Here is a 20,737-nt window from a genome sequence, read left to right as displayed (position 1 = left end):
CGGTCGATGCGGGAAGGTCGGGCGCCCGGGCGGCCACCGCCGTGGAGCATCATGCGCTGGGTGGCCGCCCGGCGTTCGACGCCACAATCACGAACTGCCGCTTACGGCATGACCAGGCATGCGAAGCCGAGGTTCATCCCGTTGCCCACCGTCATCGCGGGGGAGGTCCAGGCGGGGCCGGCGCCTTGCGTCGCGGAGATGGTGTGCTGGCCGGTCGCGCCGGGGATCCAGACGGTGGTGGCCTGGTTGCCGACCACCGTCGCCGGATTCGGCGAGAAGCTGCCTCCAGCACTGTCGGCGAACTGAACGGGATCGGACGAAGAATTGTCCACCGTCGCCGTCACCCGGTACTGGCAATTGGTGCCGTAGTTCCCGAGTCCGAAACTCATCCCTTGGGCGGGGCTCGCGGTCACCGTCGTTACCGCCGCGCCGGCGGTGGGGGCGACGAGAACGAATGCCGCCGCGCAAGCTCCGAACCCCGTGATCGCTGCTCCAGCGCGCGACCAGCGCCGATCGCGGGCGCGATTTGGGTGTGCTGTCATCCACATCTCGATCACTCCCGTACTGATTCGGTTGGTGCGGCCGGTTGGTCCGCACAGCTTGTGGGTTTGCCCGGCGTTCCGGAGTTCACAAGCGAGCGCGGGTCTCGATCGGGTAGCGGGAACAGGGGCGCCGGTGCGCCAGCCGTGGCCGTTCCGTGACGGTAGCGAGCGTTACGTAGGCGCGGGTGCGCTGCTTCCTTCGACCCGCGCGATGCGGAAACACGCTGGTCGGGAGGTTGTTCGGAGCGCGGTCGCGCGGGTCGGAGGCGCCGGGCCCCGTGTAGGTTCTACCCAATGAAGGCATTGCGTCGTTTCGCCGTCCGTGCCCATCTGCCCGAGCGCTTGGCTGCCCTGGGTGAGCTCGCCACGAATCTGCGCTGGTCGTGGCATCCGCCCACCCAGGACCTGTTCGCCGCGTTGGATCCGCGGCGGTGGCAGGAGATGGGGCACGATCCGGTCCGGATCCTGGGCGAGGTACCCGCGGCGCGACTGGACGAGCTGGCCGCCGATCCCGACTACGTCGCGCGTGTCGACGCAGCGGCGGCGGACCTGCGCGAGTACCTGGCGGCGCCGGGCTGGTTCCAGCGCAGGGCGGGGGAGGAAGGCGTGCGCGGCATCGCCTACTTCTCGATGGAGTTCGGTGTCACCGAAGTGCTGCCGAACTATTCGGGCGGACTCGGCATTCTGGCCGGTGACCACCTGAAGGCCGCCTCCGATCTCGGCCTGCCGCTGATCGGCGTGGGATTGCTGTATCGCTCGGGGTATTTCCGGCAATCCCTGACGACGGACGGCTGGCAGGCCGAGCACTATCCGGCGCTGGATCCGCAGGGCCTGCCGCTGCGGGCACTCACTTCCGACGGTTCGCCGGTGCTCATCCATGTGGCGATGCCGGACCGCAGGGTGCTGCGTGCGCGGGTATGGATCGCGCAGGTCGGGCGGGTTCCGCTGTTGCTGCTCGACTCGGACATCGCCGAGAACGACCCGGAACTGCGCGCGGTCACCGACCGGCTCTACGGCGGCGACCAGGAACACCGCATCCGCCAGGAGATCCTCGCGGGCATCGGCGGAGTGCGGGCGGTGCGCGCGTTCACCGCGTCGGCCGGGCTGCCCGATCCCGATGTGTTCCACATGAACGAAGGCCACGCGGGTTTCCTCGGTGTCGAACGCATCCGGGAATTCGTCGCGGCCGGACAAGATTTCGATTCCGCACTCGCCGCCGTGCGCGCCGGCACAGTGTTCACCACGCATACCCCGGTCCCGGCGGGCATCGACCGGTTCCCCATGCCGATGGTGCGGCGCTACTTCGGCGGTGCGCACGGCGAATCCGAATCCGCTCTGCTGCCGGGTCTTTCCGTGGACCGGATCGTGGCGCTCGGCCGGGAAGCCGACCCGTCGGTCTTCAATATGGCGCACATGGGTCTGCGGCTCGCGCAGCGCGCCAACGGCGTCTCGAAGCTGCACGGCGCGGTCAGCCGGTCGATGTTCGCCTCGCTGTGGCCGGGGTTCGACCCGGCGGAGGTGCCGATCGGCTCGGTCACCAACGGCGTGCACGCCACTACGTGGGCGGCGCGGGAGTGGGTGGACAAGGCGCGCGAGCACATCGGCGCGGAACTGGTCGAGGAGGGGCGCGGCTGGGAACGGCTGCGCGACGTCGATCTCACCGAGCTGTGGTCGACCCGCAACACGCTGCGCGGCATCCTCGTCGACGAGGTGCGCCGCAGGCTGCGCGCGTCGTGGCTGGAGCGCGGCGCCGCGGAGGCCGAACTCGGCTGGGTGAACGGTGTCTTCGACCCGAACGTGCTGACCGTCGGGTTCGCGCGGCGGGTGCCGACCTACAAGCGCCTCACCCTCATGCTGCGCGACCCGCAGCGGTTGCGCGCCCTGCTGCTGGACCCGCGGCGGCCGATGCAGCTGGTCGTGGCGGGCAAGAGCCACCCGGCCGACGACGGCGGCAAGGCGCTCATCCAGCAGGTGGTGCGCTTCGCCGACGACCCGGAGGTGCGGCACCGGATCGTCTTCCTGCCCGACTACGACATGTCGATGGCCCGTTACCTGTACTGGGGCTGCGATGTCTGGCTGAACAACCCGCTGCGGCCGCTGGAGGCGTGCGGCACCTCCGGCATGAAGTCCGCGCTCAACGGCGGGCTCAACCTGTCCATCCGGGACGGCTGGTGGGACGAGATGTACGACGGTGAGAACGGATGGTCCATTCCGACCGCGGAGGGCGTCCGGGACGAGCACCGCCGCGACGATCTGGAGGCCGCCGCGCTCTACGACCTGTTCGAGCGCGCGGTGGCGCCGCGCTTCTACGAGCGCGACGCGTCCGGGATGCCGGTGCGCTGGGTCGAGATGGTCCGGCACACGTTGCAGACCCTGGGACCGAAGGTCCTGGCTTCCCGGATGGTCCGCGATTACGCGGTGGAGTACTACGCTCCCGCCGCAGCGGCCCATCAGCGGGCGACGGCCGACGATTTCGCCGTCGCTCGGGCCATCGCCGAGTATCGCCGCCGGGTCGAGTCGGCGTGGCCCTCGGTCAAGGTGATCCAGGTGGACAGCGCGGGATTGCCGGACACGCCGGTGATCGGGGCGCGGCTGTCGTTGACCGCGCGGGTCGAACTCGGCGGACTGAGCGTGCCGGACGTGGTGGTGCAGGCGGTGCTCGGCCGGGTGTCGGCGACCGACGACCTCTCCGACACCACCACGGTCCCGATGACCCACACCGGGTCGGATGCCGGTGCGGAGCTGTTCACGGTCGACACCCCGCTGCCGCTGTCCGGCGCGGTCGGCTACACGGTGCGCGTGCTGCCGCACAACGATCTGCTGGCCTCCGACGCCGAGTTGGGGTTGGTCTCCGCGCCGAGCGCATAGTCCGGGTGGCGCCGGTCACGGTGGCGCCACCGCGGGTTGCCCTGGGCAGTGAACCGTCGGTTACCGTGCCCTTGGCCCGCCCCGCACCGTTCTCGACTGGAGTCACCCATGGTCACCGACGTTCTGCACCGGACCCGAGGACGCCTCGACGGGTACTTCGGGGTCCGCTCCACCGGCTCGACCGTCAAGCGCGAAGTCATGGCGGGAACCGTGACATTCCTCGCCATGTCGTACGTTCTCGCGGTCAACCCCGCGGTGCTCGGCGACGAGGGAGCGCTGGGCGACCGGGGCATCCCCATGCAGGCGGTGTTCACCGCCACCGCCGTCGCAGCGGTGTTCGGCACGCTGGTCATGGGACTGTGGGCGCGGTATCCGATCGCGCTCGCGCCGGGCATGGGGCTCAACGCGTTCTTCGCGTACACGGTGGTGCTCGGCATGGGGATTCCGTGGCAGGTCGCGCTATCGGGCACATTCCTGTCCGGCGCCATCTTCTTCGTCCTGGCTGTGACGCGGATTCGCGAACGCATCCTCAACGCGATCCCGATGCAGCTCAAGCTCGCCGTGGGCGCGGGTATCGGGTTGTTCGTGGCCTTCCTCGGCCTGAAGAACGCCGGGATCGTGGTGAACAGCGAAGCGACGCTGGTCACCCTCGGCGACTTCACCGAGGGCACCACGCTGCTCGCGCTGTTCGGGTTGCTGGTGACCGTGGTGTTCCTGGTGCGGGGCTGGCACGGGGCGGTGCTCTACGGCATCGTGCTCACCACGATCGTCGGCATCGTCAGCGGCTTGGTCGATCTGCCCAAGGGCGTGTTCGCCGCGCCGGAGGGACTCGAGCACACCTTCGGCCAGGCGATCGTCCATCTACCCGACGCGTTCACCGGTCAGATGGCCGTGGTGGTGCTGACCATGCTGTTCGTCGATTTCTTCGACGCTTCCGGCACGCTCATCGGCGTCGCGAACCAAGCCGGTCTACTGGACGCGGACGGCAGGTTGCCGCGCGCCGCGAGCGCGCTTGCGGCGGACTCGGTGGGCACCATGGCCGGCGCGGTCATCGGCACCTCCACCACCACCGCCTATGTGGAATCCACCGCGGGCGTCTCGGCGGGCGGACGGACCGGATTGACCGCCGTCACCACGGCGGGCTGGTTCCTCCTCGCGATGTTCTGCTATCCGATCTTCGCGGTGGTGGCAGGTTCCGGCGAGGTGACCGCGCCCGCGCTGATCGTGGTCGGCATCCTGATGGCCCGCTCGCTGGGCCAGATCGATTGGAACCGCCTGGAGTACTCGGTTCCCGCGTTCGTCACCATCGTCATGATGCCGCTGACGTACTCCATCGCCAACGGCCTGGCCATGGGCATGCTGCTGTATCCGGTGGTCATGGCGGCCCGCGGGCGCGTCAAGGAGGTGCACCCGGCGATGTGGGCGCTGATGCTGGTGTTCCTCGGCTACTTCTTCTTCCTCGCGGAGTGACTGTCCGCTCGTCGTCGCGCTGAACCATCTCTGGCGCCCGTCCGTGGAATAGACCGAGAGCTCGGGCAGTTGGCCTTTCGTGAGATAATCGGACCGCAGTCCGTTTATTCGTCGAAGTAACGATCGTGTCCGCAACGACAGCGCAGGGATGAGGACCAGCATGACCATCAAATCCGTACTCGACAGAACCGGCACCAACAGCGAATTGGACGGTATCGCCACCGACATCGGCCTGCTGCTCGTGCGCGTCGTCTTCGGCGGCCTGCTCGCGGCGCATGGGGCCCAGAAACTTTTCGGCTGGTGGGGCGGGCCGGGTCTGCAGGCCAACGCCGACGGCTTCGAGCAGATGGGCTACAACCCGGGCAAGGTGTTCGGGACTCTGGCGGGCCTGACCGAGCTCGGCGGCGGTCTTCTCCTGCTGCTCGGCCTGCTGACGCCGCTGGCCGGAGCGATCGTTCTGGGCACGATGATCAACGCGATCAACGCGCTATGGAGCATGGGGTTGCTCACCCACGGGGGCTACGAATTGCCTTTGCTGTTTGCTACGGCGGCTGCCGCGATCGCCTTCACGGGTCCCGGAGCGTTGTCGTTGGACAATGGGCGCCCATGGCAGCGGAAAGGTCCAGTTGTGGGATTGGGCGCTGTCGTAATCGGAGTTGTCGCCGCAGTGATCACACTGCTTATGAAATGGGTGTTCTGACGGAGCGGTAGATCTCACCTGGAAGGTGAAGTGGGTGCCCACGGCGGATGGACACCCACTTCGCGTCACCAGACGCGCAGCGTGAATCCTGTAGGCCCGTTCGTGCATTTGTAGTTGGGCTTGTCCGGATGGCGTCCGATCTCGTCCGCAGCGGCGAAGTAGCACTCTTCGAGACTGCGGTAGGTCCCGATGTACGTGCCGTAGCCCGGGTATAGCTCCGGCGTCCCGTGTGGTTCCGCGTCGGCCACTCCGCTCACTCCCACAATCAGTCCCGCGGCGATGCCGACCACCGCGACTGTAGATTTCGCTTCCATTTCAACCCTCCCGATGAAGCGATAGACCTTTCAAGGATACGCGGGGGATCGTCCGACGCCGCAACTTATTGCTACGCAACGAATCATACGTTGGTGTCCATTCAGCGCATGGCTGATGTCGTGTCACACCATGAGCGGCGGGATCGTCGTCCTGTTGCAACTTTTCGACCGACCGAGGAGAAGTGATGGGCGTAGAAATCAGCAATCCCGAGGGATTGCACGATCCGACCGGGTTCGGCTACAGCCATGTGGCGGTGGCGCGCGGCGAACTGGTGTTCATCGCCGGGCAGTACGACTCGGACGCCGAAGGGCACACGACCAGCGCGGAATTCGCCGTTCAGGTGGACAACGCGTTCGCCGGTCTCGGCATCGCCTTGCGCTCGGCGGGAGTGGACTTCGCCGATGTGGCGCAGTTGCGGACGCACATCGTCGACCATGATCTGGAGAAGTTGGCGGTGCTCGGGAAGAAGATCGCCGCGATCTGGGGTGACCGCCCGCCCGCGCAGACGCTGACCGGAGTGGCGGCGCTCGCGCTGCCCGGAATGCTCTTCGAGGTCGACGCGGTGGCCATGCGCGGCTGAGATCGGCTGCGCGACACGGAGTCCGGTGATGTCCCCGCGCCGCGTGCAGGGCTTGGCGCGGGGACCGGCCGATACCTCGGGGTGGGAATTGGGGGTCACCCGACGTATCGACCACCAAATGTACTTCCGTTTGGAATTAGCTCGCGGGCGGTGTGTGCGGTATCACACCTTTGCCGCGGCGGCCAACCGCCGCAACGCTTTGACCACGACCTCCGGATCGGCCGTCTCCCAATACGGCGGCAGCGAGGCGCGCAGGTATCCGCCGTAGCGGGCGGTGGCGAGACGGGAGTCGAGGATGGCGACCACACCGCGATCATCGACGCTGCGCAGCAGGCGTCCGGTGCCCTGCGCGAGCAGCAGCGCCGCGTGATTGGCGGCCACCGTCATGAATCCGTTCCCGCCGCGCATCTCCACGGCGCGCTGCCTCGCCGCCAGCAGGGGATCGTCCGGGCGCGGGAAGGGGATGCGGTCGAGGATCACCAGGCTGAGCGACGGTCCGGGCACGTCGACGCCCTGCCACAGCGACAGCGTGCCGAACAGGGACGTCTCCGGGTCGTCGGCGAACTTGCGGACCAGCGCGCCCGTCGCGTCCTCGCCCTGGCACAACACCGGGGTCGGCAACCGGTCGCGCAGCGCGTCGGTGGCCGCGCGGGCCGCGCGCATCGAGGAGAACAAGCCGAGGGTGCGCCCACCCGCGGCCGTGATCAGCCGCTCGATCTCGTCCAGGTAGGCCGGTGTCAGCCCGTCACGGCCCGGCGCGGGCAGGTGCTTGGCGACGTAGAGGATGCCGGACTTGGCGTGATCGAACGGCGAGCCGACGTCGAGCGAACTCCAGCGCACGGCCTCGGCGTCCGACGGCGCCTGCGCGCCGTTCGCGGTGGCCGGGTCGGTGCGGTTGCCCGACTGCGCCGGCAGGCCCCAGGTGACCGCGAGCCCGTCGAACGAGCCGCCGATCTGCAATGTGGCCGAGGTCAGCACGACGGTCGCGGCGCCGAACAGCCTGCTGCGCAGCAGCCCGCCCACCGACAGCGGCGCCATGCGCAGCGAGCGGCGCTGCACACCCCGGATCTCGTCGGCCGCCAGCCAGATGACATCCCGGCGCGCGGCGGGATCGGGCTCGTCGAACGCCGTAAGCGCGCGGACCGCGCTGTCGTGCACCTCGTCGAGCGCGGCCAGCGCCATGGTGCGGGCGGCGGAGCTCTCCGGATCGCCCTGCGCGGTGGTGCTGCCCGGCGGCGCGAGCGCGGTGCGCGCGTTCCACGCGGCATCGCGGATCATGGCCAGCACCGGGGCGGCGCCGTCGGGCAAGGTGTCCCACCGGGCGGCGGGCAGCTCGTCGAGCACGGTGTGCCATGCCTCGGCGGCGCCCTCCAAGCGGTCCACCTCTTGCTCGTCGATGAGCTTGGCGCAGCGCCTGGCCGCCGCGCTGATCGCGGAAGCGGCCAGTTCGGCGGTGGCCACGCCGGTCACCCGGTCGACCAGCTCGTGCGCTTCGTCGATGACCACCACGTCGTGTTCGGGCAACACCTGGATGCCGCTGATCGCATCGATGGCCAGCAGAGCGTGGTTGGTCACCACCACGTCGGCCTGTGCCGACTCGGTCCTGGCGCGCTCGGCGAAGCAATCCTGGCCGAAGGAGCAGCGCGATTTGCCGAGGCACTCCCGGGAGGACACGCTGACCTGCCGCCAGGCGCGATCGCTCACTCCCGGGGCGAGTTCGTCGCGGTCGCCGGTCTCGGTGTCGGAGGCCCATTCGTTGAGCCGTTGCACTTCGCGACCGAGGCGGGAGATCGCGAAGGCGTCGAACAGCTCCGCCTCCGCAGGCTCGTCCGGGATCGCGCTGTTGATCTTGTTCAAGCACAGGTAGTTGTTGCGGCCCTTGAGAATCGCGAACTTCGGCGTGCGACCCAGCGGGCCGCTCAACGCCTCGGCCAGCCGGGGCAGGTCGCGGTCGACCAGCTGACGCTGCAGCGCGATCGTCGCCGTGGAGACCACCACGGTGCGGCCGGTGCGGACGGCGTGGCGCAGGCTCGGCACCAGATAGGCCAGCGACTTGCCGGTGCCCGTCCCGGCCTGTACCGCCAGATGCTCCTTGGTGTCGATCGCGTGGTCCACCGCCGCCGCCATCGTCACCTGCCCGGCGCGCTCCTTACCGCCGAGCGCCTGCACGGCGGTGGCCAAAAGGTCGGAAACGGGGGGCAGTTCGGGCACGCGAGCAGCCTACTCGGCGCCTCCGACAGGGCGGGCCGCTCGCCGAGACCGGACGGTCTATCGGCTGATGCCGCCTTCGAGATCGATGCCCGCGCCGCGCATGCGATCCAGCGCGGCCGCGACCGTGTCCGGGGCGACGCCCGCGGTGAGGTCGAGCAGGACACGGGTGTCGAAACCCTCGATGCGCGCGTCCAGGGCGGTGGCGCGCACGCAGTGGTCGGTCGCGATGCCGACCACGTCGACGGCGTCTACGCCGCGGTCGTGCAGCCAGTCGGCCAGTCCGGTGCCGTCCTCGGTCGTGCCCTCGAACCCGGAATAGGCCGCCGCGTACGCGCCCTTCGAGAAGACCGCCTGGACGGGGCCGAGGTCGAGGGCCGGATGGAAATCGGCGCCGGGCGTACCGATCCGGCAGTGCGGCGGCCAGCTGTCGAGGTAATCGGGCTGCTCGGAGAAGTGCGCGCCGGGATCGATGTGGTGGTCGCGGGTCGCCACGATCGCGCCGTATTCCGCCGCCGCGAGGTGCTCGGTGATCCGGGCCGCCACGGCGGCCCCTCCGGTGACCGCGAGCGCGCCGCCCTCGCAGAAATCGTTCTGGACATCGACGATGATCAGTGCCCGGGTCATGGCGACCTCCCGCGGTCCGGCTGGATGACTGTTCCGATTCTGCCGCTCGGTCGGACGCTTGGGTTGTAAACACGGCCGCCGCCCATGGTGATTACCGGATGCCCCTTTCGCCCGGCAGCCGGTGTGCCGCCTTCCCGCATGGAGACCTCTCATGAGCCCTGCGAAACTGTTCCGCAGCGTAACCGTCGGCACCACCGTCTTCCTGGTGGTCTTCTACTTGCTGGGCTCCCGTCCCGCCGAGCCGTCGGCCTGGGTGTGGTTCGGAGTCACCGGTGTGGTGTTCGCGTCGCTGTTCGCCGCCGGACTGCTGCTGGTGTCCCGCGCCGACCGGCGCGGCCGGTGACCTCAGACGAACGTGGTCACCACGGCGGGCTCGCCCGCCGACAGCTTGAGGCCCTCCCAGGGCAGGCTGATCAACCCGCGGGCGACCAGGTCGCGGCTCTCGGCGAGGGTGGGCAGGTCGTCGACCTGCTTGCCTTCGCGGATCAGCGGGACCAGTAGCTCCCTGGCTTCGAAGCCGTTGCTCGGCGGCGTCGGCCCGGAGGCCGGATAGACGATCTCCTCCACGATCGTTCCGGTGTCGCGGGCCAAGCGAACGGCCTTCTTCGTGCCACCCCGGGACTGCTTGTGACTGCTGCGTTTGGCCACCGGCACGCCCTCGACCTCGACCAGCTTGTACACCATTCCGGCGGTCGGCGCGCCCGAGCCGGTGACCAGCGCGGTGCCGACGCCGTAGACGTCGACCGGCTCGGCGCGCAGCGCCGCGATGGCGTACTCGTCGAGATCGCCGGAGACCACGATGCGGGTCTTGGTCGCGCCGAGCGCGTCGAGCTGGTCGCGCACCTGCCTGGCCAGGACGCCGAGATCGCCGGAATCGATCCGGACGCCGCCCAGTTCCGTGCCTGCGACCTCGATGGCCGTCGCGACGCCCCTGCTGATGTCGAAGGTGTCCACCAGCAGTGTCGTGCCGACGCCGAGTGTCTGCACCTGGCTGCGGAACGCTTCGGCCTCGTGTGCCCCGTCGGGGCCGCTGTGCAGCAGGACGAAGGCATGCGCGCTGGTGCCCGCGCCCGGAATGCCGTAGCGACGCACCGCCTCCAGGTTCGAGGTGGCGTCGAAACCCGCCAGATACGCGGCGCGCGCGCAGTCCGCGGCGGCCTGCTCGTGGGCGCGCCGCGATCCCATCTCGATCATCCGGCGGCCCCCGGCGGCGCTGACCATCCGGGCGCCCGCGGCCGCGATCGCGCTGTCGTGATTGAGAATCGACAGGATCAGCGTCTCCAGGACGACGCATTCGGCGAAGCTGCCGCGCACCGACAGGATCGGGGAGCCGGGGAAGTACAGCTCCCCCTCGGCATAGCCGTCGATGTCCCCGGTGAACCGGTAGTCGCGCAACCAGTCGAGGGTCCGCCGATCCGAGAACGGGGCGGCGACGGCCAGTTCCGCCGCGCCGAACCGGAACTGCCGCAGCGCGTCGAGCACCCGGCCGGTACCGCCGACGACGCCGTAGCGACGACCGTTGGGCAAACGTCTAGCAAACACCTCGAACGTGCACTGCCGATGCGCCGAGCCATCGGCCAGCGCCGCGGCGAGCATGGTCAGTTCGTACTGGTCGGTCAGCAGCGCCGTGCTGGCGAGGCCGTCACGCAGATCCACGCTGTCACTGTAGACAGAACGGTCGGCTCATGGGGTCCGGCATCGGCTCGGTGAACCGGCGAATAGGCGAATCGGGGCAGCGTGGGTGTTGTTTATCCGGAGTCGAGTCGTACCCTTGACCTTATGGCCTTGCGCAGCAGAGTCCGGGGTGACGTCGTTGTGGACGCCGCGAACGCGACATTGTCGGCGGCACAGGCGACGCCCGAAGCGGTCGAATACACCGAGATCCTGGAGGCGGAGGACCGCCCCTGGGTCACCGTGGTCTGGGACGATCCGGTCAATCTGATGCACTACGTCACCTACATCTTCCAGAAGCTGTTCGGCTACAGCAAAGCGAAGGCGACCGAGCTGATGCTGAAAGTGCACAACGAGGGCAAGGCGGTGGTCTCGTCGGGTTCCCGGGACAAGATGGAACACGACGTGCAGCGGCTGCACGCCGCGGGACTCTGGGCCACCATGCAGCGGGACGATTGACCAGGACGACTACCCTGACGCCGTGCGCAAGTGGAGCAGGAAGAACTCGCTGAGCGGTCTCAAACTGCGATCCGAGATGGACGCACGGGAGGCCAATGTACTTCGGTCCCTGGTCGGCGCGGTCTCCGGGCTGCTCACCGAACGCGCCGGGTCGGCCCCTGAGGACGACTTGGCCGCCCTCACCGGACTGCGATCCGGCAACACCGTCCCGCCGGAGGACCCGCGGCTGCGCAGACTCCTCCCGGACTTCCACCGCAATGAGCCCGGCTCGCCCGACGCCGAGCGCGCCGACCTCAACAGCGCGCTACGCAGCCTGCACGAGCCCGACATCATCGACGCCAAGCTGGCGGCGGGATCGGTCGTGCTGGACACCGTGCCGAGCGCGGGCGGCAAGATCGTCCTCACCCCCGAGCAGGCCGACGCGTGGTTGACCGCGCTCACCGACGTGCGGCTGGCGCTCGGCACGGTGCTGAACATCGATGCCGACACGCCCGACCATCTCGACCCCGACGACCCGCGCGCTCCGCACCTGGACGTATACCACTGGCTGACCTGGATGCAGGACTCGCTGCTCCAGGCGCTGGCTCCCTGACCCCTGTGCTGCGAAGATCGGCGCCGACCGTCAGGAGTTCCGCGCCGTGAGGAGTAACTGGTGAAAGCCGTCCCGGGAGAACGTAATTCGATCACCGATGTGCCCGGCGTGCTGGTCGGGCATCATCACGTCCTGGACTCGGACGCCACGCTCGGCTCCGGGGCGGCGACGGGATGCACGGTCGTGCGCGTGCCGGGCGGCGCCGTGGCGGCGGTCGACGTGCGCGGCGGCGGCCCGGGTACCCGCGAGACGGATCTGCTCGATCCGATGAACACCGTCCGCCAGATCGACGCGATCCTGCTCACCGGCGGCAGTGCGTTCGGACTCGCCGCGGCCGACGGGGTGATGCGCTGGCTGGAGGAGAACGGCGCGGGCATCGTGATGGACCCGGCCGATCCGAGCCGGGTGGTGCCCATCGTTCCCGGGGCGGTGATCTTCGATCTGCCGGTCGGCGCCTGGGACATCCGTCCGACCGCCGAGTTCGGCTACCGGGCCGCCGCGGCGGCGAGCGCCGACTTCGCCCGCGGATCGGTCGGTGCGGGCGTCGGCGCGCGCGCCGGATCGATCAAAGGCGGGGTGGGCACCGCGAGCATCGCGCTGGGCGAAGGCGTCGCCGCAGGCATCACCGTCGCGGCGCTGATCGTGGCCAATCCCGTCGGCTCGGTGTTCGATCCCCGCACCGGGTTGCCGTGGGGCTGCGGCACCGACGGGCCCGGCTTCTTCGGTCTGCGGACGCCGAGCGCGGAGCAACTGGCGGCGGCGAACGCGTTGCCGGTAAAGGGCACCGTGCTCAACACCACGATCGGCGTCGTGGCCACCGACGCCCCGCTCGACCCTGCCGGATGCAGGCGGGTCGCCGTCACCGCGCACGACGGGTTGGCTCGCGCGATCCGCCCCGCGCACTCGCCTCTGGACGGAGACACCCTCTTCGCGCTCGCCACCGGAACGGCGGAAGAGGGCACGGACCTGCCGCTTCCGCCCGCGTTCCCGGCCGATCTCCTTGTCCTGGACGAGATCTGCACGGCCGCAGCGGTCTGCGTCGAGCGCGCCGTCGTCGACGCGATCCGCTCGGCGCGCACCGTGGCGGGCATACCGGCCTACGGTGACCTGTTCGGTATCTGATTTCCAGCGGCTGTGTTGGTTTTCCAGCGCCTGCGGCGCTGGGTGTTCGCGGCCCGGCTCGCGTTTGCGCGACCGCCGCTTGCTCCTTCGTCGCCTACGCGACGGCCACGCAAACGCGAGCCGGGCCGCGAACGGCGGATGCTCGGTCTCGCTTCGCTCGAAAGAAAGACGTGGTTGCGGTGCGTTGGGCGCGTCAGGGACGAATGCTGCGGCTCGCGGCACGTCGTTTCGGGAGGCTGCTCTGCTGTGGTCGTCGCTTGCTTGCGTCGCGGACGTGGCGGGCAATCGGTTGCGAGCGAGGCCGCGAACCGCGCATGCTCGGTCTCGCTCGTTCGGACCGGGGTTCGGCCGAAGTAGTTGCGTGGGGGAAGCTTCGCCGAATCGGGGATGCGGCACGTGGCTGTGCCGATCGAATGCCCCGGTTGCGGAGGTATCCGCCGCGCGGACGATGCCCTGCCGACTTCGTCCGGTGTCACAGCGCGTCGCCGTCGCCATTCGCGGCGCGTTCGCGTGGCGGATTGCCGCTGGTGCCACCTATGGCACGGTGCCGGGGTACTCGACGACGTCGAGCACCCGGCCGTGGATTCCTACTTGTGCCGCCCGTGCAGGAACGGAACGAGCTTGCGCAGCAGCTTCATCGTGGAGTCGGTGCGGCTGTAGCTCAGCAGCGCCATGCCCGGAACGGTGAAGCGCTGCACCGCGATCGAATGCGGGCGGGCGAACTCGCGCAGACCCGGTTCGCCGTGGATGCGGCCGATGCCGGAATCGCCGACGCCGCCGAAGGGCAGGCCGGGGATGGCGGCGAAGGCGAGCACGGAGTTCACCGAGGTGGCGCCGACGCGCAGCCTGCGCGCGATGTCCAGGCCGTTCTTCTTCGAGTAGACCGCCGAGGACAGGCCGTACTTGGAGTTGTTGGCCAATTCCACCGCCTCGTCGACGCCGTCGACGGTGCGGATGGTGATGGTCGGGCCGAAGGTCTCCTCGGCCACCGCCTCGGAGTTCTCGTCCACGTCCACCAGCACGACGGGCTCGATGAACGGCGCCTTGACCGACTCGGGACCGCCGAGCACCGCGGTGCCGCCGCTGTTCAGCGCGTCCTCGATGTGGCGGCGCACGATGTCGATCTGACTCGGCATGGTCATCGGGCCGTAGGACGCCTTGTCGCCGGAACCGGGCTTGACGTCGGTGAGGATGCGCTTGACCTCGGCGACGAACTCCTCGCGCACCGAGCGGTCCACGTAGACCCGCTCGACACCGGCGCAGGTCTGGCCGCTGTTGGCGGTGGCGCCCCAGGCGACCGCGTCCGCCGCGGCCTTGATGTCGGCGTCGGCGGCGACGATCACCGCGTCCTTGCCGCCGCACTCCAGCAGCACGGGGGTGAGCCGTTCCGCGGCCGCCGCCATGATCCGCTTGCCGGTGGCGGTGGAGCCGGTGAACGCGATCTTGTCGACGTCGGAGCGGACCAGCGCCGCGCCCGTCGCGCCGTAGCCGTTGATCGTGATGAAGACGCCCTCGGGCAGTTCGGGGTTCGCCGCCGCGAACGCGTCGGCGAGGAAGTTGCCGATGCCGGTGGAGTATTCGCTCGGCTTGAACACGACGGTGTTGCCCGCGGCCAGCGCGTAGGCGATGGAACCGTTCGGCGTGTAGACCGGGTAGTTCCACGGGCCGATCACGCCGACGACGCCGAGCGGGCGCTGCTCGAGCCGCGCGCTGAAGTTCGACATCAGCGCGCCCGGGGACACCCGCTTGGGGCCGAGCACCTTCTTGGCGTTCTTGGCCGCCCAGGAGATGTGCTCGAGCGCGAGCATCAGCTCCAGGAAGGCGTCGTCGAGCGGCTTGCCGTTCTCGGCGTGGATCAACGCGCAGAACTTCTCCGAGTCCTGCACCAGCTTGCTCGACCAGCGCAGCAGGTGGGTGCGCCGCTGGTCGAAACTCAGCGCGCCCCACGTGGCGGCCGCTGCGCGGGCCTTGGCGACGGCGGCGGCAACCGCGTCGTCGTCGGCGATGACGTGCGTGCCGATCACCTCTCCTGTCGCCGGATTGACCGACGTCAGTGCCGTGTCGTGATCGGCCGGTTTGGTGTCGGTGGATGTCACAGTGGGTCTCCTCTTGCCGTCTGCGGTGGACGGTCGATGCGCATGTCCGAGTGGACGGGCAGCCCGTCCTTCCGATGAGAGAATGCTATGTCACAACTCTCAACAGGTCATCAGCTATGCACCAATTGTCTCCGACGCTGTCGGTGGGAAGTGGGACTATCGGGATATGTGCGGACGATATGCGACCACGACCAACCCGGGCAGGCTCGCGGTCGAGTTGGATGCGATCGACGAGACCGGCGCCGCCGACCAGGGCGCTTTCACCAACTACAACGTCGCTCCGACCACCCAGGTGCTCACCGTGGTCGAGCGGCACGACCAAGGCCACGAGGACGACGACCCGAAGCGGCGCGTCCGGCGCATGCGCTGGGGGCTGATCCCGGTGTGGACCAAGGCCGCCGAACCCGGTGTGCCGGTCAAGGGCAAGCCGCTGTTCAACGCCCGAGCCGACAAGGCGGCTACCACGCCTTCCTTCCGCGACGCGGTGAAGTACCGGCGGTGCCTGGTGCCGATGGATGGCTGGTACGAGTGGCTCGTGGAGCCGAATGGGGAGAAGGGCCCGAAAGGAAAGGTCGCCAAGCACCCGTATTACATGGCCAACGCGGACGGTTCCCGTCTCTACATGGCCGGTCTGTGGTCCGTCTGGCGCGATCGGTCGCAGCCGGAGAGCGAGCCGTTGCTGTCGTGCACCATCCTGACCACCGACGCGGTCGGCGATCTGACCCGCATCCACGACCGGATGCCGCTGCCAATGCCGCAGGAGCACTGGGACGCGTGGCTGGATCCGGATCACCCGGCCCCGGCGAGTCTGCTGGAGACGCCCTCCGAGGACGTGGTCGCCGGAATCGTGCCCCGCGCGGTGCCCACCTTGGTCAACAGCGTGCGCAACAACGGCCCGGAACTGCTTGCGCCAGTGGAAGATCAGCAGCAGGCCGAGCAGATCAGCTTGCTCTGATCGCTAGCCGCACCCCTCCGTAGCGGTAGCCTCCGCCCGATCCCCGCAGCACTCCGCGAACTGAGGCGCCGGTCAGACGGCCGCACGCGAGCACCGGCCACAACTCCCGGTTTCGAGCGAAGCGAGATCGAGCATCCGCCGGTCGCGGCCCGGCTCCCGTCCGAGTGGCCGCCGCTTAAGCGACGAAGGAGCAGGCGGTGGCCACTCGGACGCGAGCCATAAGGGGGCCGCGAACACGCAGCGCCGCAGGCGCTGCAAGAAACTACAGGGAGCACTTCACACTGGGTGAAGCGATATTGAGCCCGCACTTGATGATCCCGGCCACCAGGTCGATCAACTTGGTGGTGACATTCCCGCTGAGTTTCTCGGCTTTGCCGGCCTTGTCGTCGCTCTTGGAGCCTTGACCGTCGAAGTCGAAGACCGAATCGCTGACCTGGACGACCGGTGCGTTGTCCGGCGCTGCGGCGGCCTCCGGCGCAAGCAGCGTGACCGAACCAAGGGCCAGGACGAGAGCTCCGGACAACGCGACGATCACGGTGCGCACCCGCTGGTGCGTAGACATTCGCATCACATCCTCTCGAGTCGGGTCGATCTGGCCAGTTCAGTAACGCACAGATCGCGCCGATCGTGGCCGAATTACGCGGATGTCACGGGCGCGGTCACCGCGGCGGTCAGCCGGACCAGGTCGGCGGGCGCCAGTTCGATCTCCAGTCCGCGCCGTCCCGCGCTGCACAGCATCCGGTCCCACGCCAGCGCCGAGTCATCGATCACGGTGGGCAGCAGCTTGCGCTGACCGAGCGGGGAGATGCCGCCGAGCACGTATCCGGTGGTCTTCTCCGCCCGCGTCTTGTCCGCCATGCTCGCCTTCGACGCACCGAGCGCGGCCGCCGCGGCTTTGAGCGACAACGTGTTCGGCACCGGGAGCACGGCCACCGCCAGCGTGCCGGTGGCCAGTTCGATGATCAACGTCTTGAAGATCTGCTCGGCCGCGACCCCGAGTTCGACGCCAAGCGCGTCGACCGCCTCGGTGCCGTAGGAGTCGGCGCGCGGATCGTGCTTGTAGGCGTGTACGCGATGGGGCACCTTCGCCTGGGTCAACGCGCGGATCGCCGGGGTCGAGCCTGCTGCCATGGCCAAACCCTAACGGCGGGCGTGGCACGGTCCGCAACGTGTTTCCCTGCGGATCCGTCGCGAGCCCGTGATCGGCGGGAACACCGGACGGGTCGCGCATGTTGTAGCCGGTACACCGCGTTCGGAAGCAATTCCACCGCGTGAGCAGGCCCTATGGAGATGTGAAGGAGATGCCTGTGCCCGTGCTGCTCCACGACCGTCCGGTGGGGACCGAGGTGTCCCCGATAGACGGCGGATTCTCCTTCGATGTGCCGATGCCGGTAGATTTGGCAGGTACGGCGATCGAAGGGACAGGTGTGACGAGCGACGATGACGTGGCGGCCGACGATGTCGCCGCCGTCGACGATGCCGAGCTGGCGCAGCGGTTCGAACGGGACGCGCTCCCGCTGCTCGACCAGCTCTACGGCGCCGCGCTGCGCATGACCAGGAACCCGGCGGATGCCGAGGACCTGGTCCAGGAGACCTACGTCAAGGCCTATCAGGGCTTCAAGTCGTTCCGGGAGGGCACCAACCTGCGTGCCTGGCTGTATCGGATCCTGACGAATACCTACATCAACTCCTACCGCAAGAAGCAGCGCCAGCCCGCGCAGTATCCGACGGACGAGATCACCGACTGGCAGCTGGCCGCGACCGCCGAGCACACCTCGCAGGGACTGCGCTCGGCCGAGGTGGAGGCGCTGGACGCGTTACCGGACGACGACATCAAAGCCGCGCTGCAGGAACTGCCCGAGGAGTTCCGCATGGCGGTGTACTACGCCGATGTCGAGGGTTTCCCGTACAAGGAGATCGCCGACATCATGGGCACTCCCATCGGTACGGTGATGTCCCGGTTGCACCGCGGCCGGAAACAACTGAAGGGTTTGCTCGCCGATGTCGCGCGCGAGCGTGGATTCAACCGTTCGGGGGAACGCCAGGAGGTCAAGCAGTGAGTACCGAGCGGGACCCCGACATGGAGCTCGATTGCACGGCGGTGCTCGCCGACGTGTGGTTGATGCTGGACGGGGAATGCGACGACGCGACCCGGGCACGGTTGCAGCACCACATGGAGCACTGCAGTCCCTGTATCGAGGCCTACGGCATCGAGGAGAAGATCAAGAGCCTGCTCAGCCGCAAATGCGGCGGCGATCGCGCGCCCGCCTCGCTGCGTGAGCGGCTCACCATCGAGCTCCGCCGGACGGTCGCCACGACAGAGACATCGGTCGAGGCCTCCGAGTAGCCGTGCGAAACGCGAGCGGCACGCCTTCCTCACGGAAGTGCGTGCCGCTTCGTGCTTGCGGGCCGAGCGTCAGCTCAGGCGTTGGGCCGCTTGCCGTGGTTGGCTGCGTTCCCCTTGCGGCTACGCTTCTTACGTCCGCGCTTACCCATGAGTGGTCTCCCTTCTGATTGAAGGCCATTCTTTCACGTGTGGTTGGCTGTACCGTCAGCGGATACAGGGCAACGAGCGAATGAGGTGTCATGGCTGAGGAAGTGCTCGCCGAACTGGTGTCGGTCGTCTACCAGGTGGTCGTCAAGGAAGGCGACGAAGTTCGGGAAGGCGACACTTTGGTGATCCTCGAGTCGATGAAGATGGAGATTCCGGTGGTCGCGGAGTCCAGCGGCACCGTGACGTCGGTCGGTGTCCGGGAAGGCGACGCGATCAAGGCGGGCCATCTGATCGCGGTCATCTCCTGATCGATTGCGGCGGTAGATCTGCATGGCGACCCTGAGTGAGCTGCTGGCCGAGCACACCGACCTACCCGGCGTCGCCGTGGATCATCTGCAGCGGGTGGTGGGCGATTGGCAGTTGCTGGCCGATCTGTCCTTCGCCGATCTGCTGCTGTGGGTCGGTGCGGGGCCGGTGACGGAGGGCGCGGACATCGTGTGTGTCGCGCAGTGCCGTCCCACGACCGCGCCCACCGTGCACCAGGAAGACCTGGTCGGCACGAGCGCGAGGCAGTCCGACCATCCGCAGGTGTTCGAGGCGCTGACCAGCGGCGATACCGTGCGAGCCGACCGGGAGGTCGAGGCGTCCGGCGTCTACCACCCGCATCCGGTGCACGCGGTCCGCGAGGCCATCCCGGTGCGCTGCGGCGACGACGTCATCGCGGTGCTGAGCCGGGACACCGATCTGCAACGCTCCCGGGTGCGCAGTCAGCTGGAGAGCGCGTACGTGGCATGCGCGGACGATCTGTGCCAGATGATCGCCGACGGCACCTTCCCCACCACCGAGGATCGCGCGGCTACCCATTCCAGCCCGCGCGCGGGGGATGGATTCATCCGGCTCGACACCGACGGCACCGTCGTCTACGCCAGCCCGAACGCGCTGTCGGCCTACCACCGGATGGGCTTGCAGTCCGATCTGGCCGGGCAGGATCTCGCGGTCACCACCCGCTCGCTGATCACCGATCCGTTCGACGCCCAGGAAGTGGTCGGCGACATCCAGGCCGCGCTGGCCGGGCGGACCGGGCGGCGGATGGAGGTGGAGGCGCGCGGAGCCACCGTGCTGCTGCGCACCCTCGTGCTGCGCCCACACGGGGAATTGGCCGGCGCCGCCGTGCTCGTCCGCGACGTCACCGAGGTCAAGCGACGTGACCGCGCGCTGCTGAGCAAAGACGCCACCATCCGTGAGATCCATCACCGGGTCAAGAACAACCTGCAGACCGTCGCCGCGCTCTTGCGCCTGCAAGCCCGCCGGACGGAGAACGAGGAAGCGCAGGTCGCGCTCACCGAATCGGTGCGCCGGGTCACCTCCATCGCATCGGTGCACGAGATGCTGTCCATGTCGGTGGACGAAGAGGTCGATCTCGACGAGGTCGTCGACCGGCTGCTGCCGATCATGGCGGATGTGGCCACGGTGCACACCGCGCGCATCAAGGTGCGCCGCGCCGGTTCGCTCGGCGTCTTCTCCGCCGAACGCGCCACCCCCTTGGTGATGGTGCTCACCGAACTGGTGCAGAACGCCATCGAGCACGCCTTCGATTCGGGCGAAAACGGCACGGTGACAATCCGTTCCGAGCGTTCGGCCCGCTGGCTGGACGTCATCATCAGCGACGACGGGCGCGGTCTGCCGCCCGGGTTCAGCCTGGAATCTTCCGACCGGCTCGGCCTGCAGATCGTCCGCACGCTGGTCACCGCCGAACTCGGCGGTTCGATCGGCCTGCATCCCGGTGCCGACATCGGCACCGATGCCGTGCTGCGCGTGCCGCTGGGCCGTCGTTCCGGCCGCTGAGTTCGAGCGCCGGAATCCTCCGATCGGCTCGGTGAGTCGGCGCGGCCGGTCCCGGCAGGCGTCGTCCGCCACGGAGAAGGCGCAGGTCGGTTCCGTGGCTGGTCACGGTGGCACCGATGTGTTGCTCGGAGGTCGCGGTGGCGGCTGCGCGCGTGCGGTTCACGGCTTGCGGAGCGGCGACTGCTCGAATGTC

The 20,737-nt window shown here is 68.7% G+C and carries 22 protein-coding genes; 13 read left to right on the top strand and 9 right to left on the bottom strand.

Going from position 1 to position 20,737, the window contains the following annotated elements:
- Positions 1 to 101 precede the first annotated feature (101 nt).
- Positions 102 to 413 (bottom strand): hypothetical protein, encoded by a 312-nt coding sequence (locus ACWEKR_RS34235; protein ID WP_159842708.1) that lies wholly within the window; start codon positions 411 to 413, stop codon positions 102 to 104.
- Positions 414 to 836: 423 nt separating this feature from the next.
- On the opposite strand from ACWEKR_RS34235, the gene glgP reads away from it, so the two are divergent.
- The 3 genes from glgP to ACWEKR_RS34220 all read left to right on the top strand — a co-directional run bounded on the left by glgP (position 837) and on the right by ACWEKR_RS34220 (position 5,580).
- Positions 837 to 3,410 (top strand): alpha-glucan family phosphorylase, encoded by a 2,574-nt coding sequence (glgP, locus tag ACWEKR_RS34230; RefSeq protein WP_452358023.1) that lies wholly within the window; start codon positions 837 to 839, stop codon positions 3,408 to 3,410.
- A 108-nt stretch (positions 3,411 to 3,518) separates the two neighbouring features.
- Positions 3,519 to 4,880 carry an NCS2 family permease gene (locus ACWEKR_RS34225; protein ID WP_452358022.1) on the top strand — a complete coding sequence of 454 codons (1,362 nt, stop codon included), beginning with the start codon at positions 3,519 to 3,521 and terminating at the stop codon, positions 4,878 to 4,880.
- Between the two features lie 160 nt (positions 4,881 to 5,040).
- Positions 5,041 to 5,580 carry a DoxX family protein gene (locus tag ACWEKR_RS34220; protein WP_452358021.1) on the top strand — a complete coding sequence of 180 codons (540 nt, stop codon included), beginning with the start codon at positions 5,041 to 5,043 and terminating at the stop codon, positions 5,578 to 5,580.
- A gap of 65 nt (positions 5,581 to 5,645) precedes the next feature.
- Here the strand turns inward: ACWEKR_RS34220 and ACWEKR_RS34215 are convergent, their stop codons facing one another.
- Positions 5,646 to 5,894 (bottom strand): hypothetical protein, encoded by a 249-nt coding sequence (locus tag ACWEKR_RS34215; RefSeq protein WP_452358020.1) that lies wholly within the window; start codon positions 5,892 to 5,894, stop codon positions 5,646 to 5,648.
- A gap of 185 nt (positions 5,895 to 6,079) precedes the next feature.
- Here ACWEKR_RS34215 and ACWEKR_RS34210 point away from each other — a divergent pair, with 185 nt between their 5' ends.
- Entirely contained in the window at positions 6,080 to 6,475 is a 396-nt protein-coding gene (locus ACWEKR_RS34210) for a RidA family protein (RefSeq protein ID WP_452358019.1), read from the top strand.
- Between the two features lie 162 nt (positions 6,476 to 6,637).
- On the opposite strand, the gene ACWEKR_RS34205 is transcribed toward ACWEKR_RS34210, so the two are convergent.
- Both ACWEKR_RS34205 and ACWEKR_RS34200 read right to left on the bottom strand, forming a co-directional pair.
- A complete protein-coding gene (locus ACWEKR_RS34205) occupies positions 6,638 to 8,686 on the bottom strand; it encodes an ATP-dependent DNA helicase (protein ID WP_452358018.1) in 2,049 nt (682 codons plus the stop codon).
- A 57-nt stretch (positions 8,687 to 8,743) separates the two neighbouring features.
- Positions 8,744 to 9,310 carry an isochorismatase family protein gene (locus tag ACWEKR_RS34200; protein WP_452358017.1) on the bottom strand — a complete coding sequence of 189 codons (567 nt, stop codon included), beginning with the start codon at positions 9,308 to 9,310 and terminating at the stop codon, positions 8,744 to 8,746.
- A 151-nt stretch (positions 9,311 to 9,461) separates the two neighbouring features.
- Here ACWEKR_RS34200 and ACWEKR_RS34195 point away from each other — a divergent pair, with 151 nt between their 5' ends.
- Positions 9,462 to 9,653, top strand: coding sequence for a hypothetical protein (locus ACWEKR_RS34195; protein ID WP_159842694.1), 192 nt, complete (start codon positions 9,462 to 9,464; stop codon positions 9,651 to 9,653).
- A 2-nt stretch (positions 9,654 to 9,655) separates the two neighbouring features.
- On the opposite strand, the gene ACWEKR_RS34190 is transcribed toward ACWEKR_RS34195, so the two are convergent.
- Positions 9,656 to 10,966 carry a nicotinate phosphoribosyltransferase gene (locus ACWEKR_RS34190; RefSeq protein ID WP_452358016.1) on the bottom strand — a complete coding sequence of 437 codons (1,311 nt, stop codon included), beginning with the start codon at positions 10,964 to 10,966 and terminating at the stop codon, positions 9,656 to 9,658.
- Positions 10,967 to 11,089: 123 nt separating this feature from the next.
- On the opposite strand from ACWEKR_RS34190, the gene clpS reads away from it, so the two are divergent.
- The 3 genes from clpS to ACWEKR_RS34175 are packed head-to-tail and all read left to right on the top strand — an operon-like array spanning position 11,090 to position 13,154.
- Positions 11,090 to 11,440, top strand: coding sequence for an ATP-dependent Clp protease adapter ClpS (gene clpS, locus ACWEKR_RS34185; protein ID WP_159842690.1), 351 nt, complete (start codon positions 11,090 to 11,092; stop codon positions 11,438 to 11,440).
- Positions 11,441 to 11,462: 22 nt separating this feature from the next.
- A complete protein-coding gene (gene aosR / locus ACWEKR_RS34180) occupies positions 11,463 to 12,032 on the top strand; it encodes an oxidative stress transcriptional regulator AosR (protein ID WP_159842688.1) in 570 nt (189 codons plus the stop codon).
- Positions 12,033 to 12,092: 60 nt separating this feature from the next.
- A complete protein-coding gene (locus ACWEKR_RS34175) occupies positions 12,093 to 13,154 on the top strand; it encodes a P1 family peptidase (RefSeq protein ID WP_452358015.1) in 1,062 nt (353 codons plus the stop codon).
- A 587-nt stretch (positions 13,155 to 13,741) separates the two neighbouring features.
- Here the strand turns inward: ACWEKR_RS34175 and ACWEKR_RS34170 are convergent.
- Complete coding sequence (locus tag ACWEKR_RS34170) at positions 13,742 to 15,250, bottom strand: aldehyde dehydrogenase family protein (RefSeq protein ID WP_452358014.1); 1,509 nt, start codon at positions 15,248 to 15,250, stop codon at positions 13,742 to 13,744.
- Positions 15,251 to 15,416: 166 nt separating this feature from the next.
- Between ACWEKR_RS34170 and ACWEKR_RS34165 the strand changes: the two genes are divergently transcribed.
- Positions 15,417 to 16,205, top strand: a complete 789-nt coding sequence (locus ACWEKR_RS34165; RefSeq protein WP_452358013.1) for an SOS response-associated peptidase — start codon at positions 15,417 to 15,419, stop codon at positions 16,203 to 16,205.
- Between the two features lie 262 nt (positions 16,206 to 16,467).
- Here the strand turns inward: ACWEKR_RS34165 and ACWEKR_RS34160 are convergent, their stop codons facing one another.
- Complete coding sequence (locus ACWEKR_RS34160; protein ID WP_195091487.1) at positions 16,468 to 16,767, bottom strand: hypothetical protein; 300 nt, start codon at positions 16,765 to 16,767, stop codon at positions 16,468 to 16,470.
- Between the two features lie 74 nt (positions 16,768 to 16,841).
- Complete coding sequence (gene ybaK, locus ACWEKR_RS34155; protein ID WP_452358012.1) at positions 16,842 to 17,336, bottom strand: Cys-tRNA(Pro) deacylase; 495 nt, start codon at positions 17,334 to 17,336, stop codon at positions 16,842 to 16,844.
- 170 nt (positions 17,337 to 17,506) lie between these two features.
- Here ybaK and ACWEKR_RS34150 point away from each other — a divergent pair, with 170 nt between their 5' ends.
- Both ACWEKR_RS34150 and rsrA read left to right on the top strand, forming a co-directional pair.
- A complete protein-coding gene (locus ACWEKR_RS34150; protein WP_452358011.1) occupies positions 17,507 to 18,265 on the top strand; it encodes a sigma-70 family RNA polymerase sigma factor in 759 nt (252 codons plus the stop codon).
- A gap of 20 nt (positions 18,266 to 18,285) precedes the next feature.
- Positions 18,286 to 18,552: a mycothiol system anti-sigma-R factor gene (rsrA, locus tag ACWEKR_RS34145; RefSeq protein WP_195091541.1), complete on the top strand. Its 267-nt coding sequence runs from the start codon at positions 18,286 to 18,288 to the stop codon at positions 18,550 to 18,552.
- 74 nt (positions 18,553 to 18,626) lie between these two features.
- Here the strand turns inward: rsrA and ACWEKR_RS34140 are convergent, their stop codons facing one another.
- Positions 18,627 to 18,701, bottom strand: a complete 75-nt coding sequence (locus tag ACWEKR_RS34140) for a 50S ribosomal protein bL37 (RefSeq protein WP_022597109.1) — start codon at positions 18,699 to 18,701, stop codon at positions 18,627 to 18,629.
- A 90-nt stretch (positions 18,702 to 18,791) separates the two neighbouring features.
- Here ACWEKR_RS34140 and ACWEKR_RS34135 point away from each other — a divergent pair, with 90 nt between their 5' ends.
- Both ACWEKR_RS34135 and ACWEKR_RS34130 read left to right on the top strand, forming a co-directional pair.
- Positions 18,792 to 19,007, top strand: a complete 216-nt coding sequence (locus tag ACWEKR_RS34135; protein WP_195091480.1) for a biotin/lipoyl-binding carrier protein — start codon at positions 18,792 to 18,794, stop codon at positions 19,005 to 19,007.
- Between the two features lie 22 nt (positions 19,008 to 19,029).
- On the top strand, positions 19,030 to 20,544 hold the full coding sequence (locus ACWEKR_RS34130; protein WP_452358010.1) for a sensor histidine kinase: 1,515 nt from the start codon (positions 19,030 to 19,032) through the stop codon (positions 20,542 to 20,544).
- The last annotated feature ends 193 nt before the right edge of the window (positions 20,545 to 20,737 follow it).

The sequence above is a fragment of the Nocardia sp. NPDC004573 genome, from assembly GCF_053602135.1.
The sequence above is the reverse complement of the archived record's forward strand: the minus strand, read 5'-3'. Positions and strand labels throughout refer to the sequence as shown.

Coding starts and splice junctions, on each gene's coding strand:
- glgP (WP_452358023.1), top strand. CDS start 837: ATGAAGGCATTGCGTCGTTTCGCCGTCCGTGCCCATCTGCCCGAGCGC.
- ACWEKR_RS34225 (WP_452358022.1), top strand. CDS start 3,519: ATGGTCACCGACGTTCTGCACCGGACCCGAGGACGCCTCGACGGGTAC.
- ACWEKR_RS34220 (WP_452358021.1), top strand. CDS start 5,041: ATGACCATCAAATCCGTACTCGACAGAACCGGCACCAACAGCGAATTG.
- ACWEKR_RS34215 (WP_452358020.1), bottom strand. CDS start 5,894: ATGGAAGCGAAATCTACAGTCGCGGTGGTCGGCATCGCCGCGGGACTG.
- ACWEKR_RS34210 (WP_452358019.1), top strand. CDS start 6,080: ATGGGCGTAGAAATCAGCAATCCCGAGGGATTGCACGATCCGACCGGG.
- ACWEKR_RS34200 (WP_452358017.1), bottom strand. CDS start 9,310: ATGACCCGGGCACTGATCATCGTCGATGTCCAGAACGATTTCTGCGAG.
- ACWEKR_RS34195 (WP_159842694.1), top strand. CDS start 9,462: ATGAGCCCTGCGAAACTGTTCCGCAGCGTAACCGTCGGCACCACCGTC.
- clpS (WP_159842690.1), top strand. CDS start 11,090: ATGGCCTTGCGCAGCAGAGTCCGGGGTGACGTCGTTGTGGACGCCGCG.
- ACWEKR_RS34165 (WP_452358013.1), top strand. CDS start 15,417: ATGTGCGGACGATATGCGACCACGACCAACCCGGGCAGGCTCGCGGTC.
- ACWEKR_RS34160 (WP_195091487.1), bottom strand. CDS start 16,767: ATGTCTACGCACCAGCGGGTGCGCACCGTGATCGTCGCGTTGTCCGGA.
- ybaK (WP_452358012.1), bottom strand. CDS start 17,336: ATGGCAGCAGGCTCGACCCCGGCGATCCGCGCGTTGACCCAGGCGAAG.
- ACWEKR_RS34150 (WP_452358011.1), top strand. CDS start 17,507: ATGCCTGTGCCCGTGCTGCTCCACGACCGTCCGGTGGGGACCGAGGTG.
- rsrA (WP_195091541.1), top strand. CDS start 18,286: ATGGAGCTCGATTGCACGGCGGTGCTCGCCGACGTGTGGTTGATGCTG.
- ACWEKR_RS34135 (WP_195091480.1), top strand. CDS start 18,792: ATGGCTGAGGAAGTGCTCGCCGAACTGGTGTCGGTCGTCTACCAGGTG.
- ACWEKR_RS34130 (WP_452358010.1), top strand. CDS start 19,030: ATGGCGACCCTGAGTGAGCTGCTGGCCGAGCACACCGACCTACCCGGC.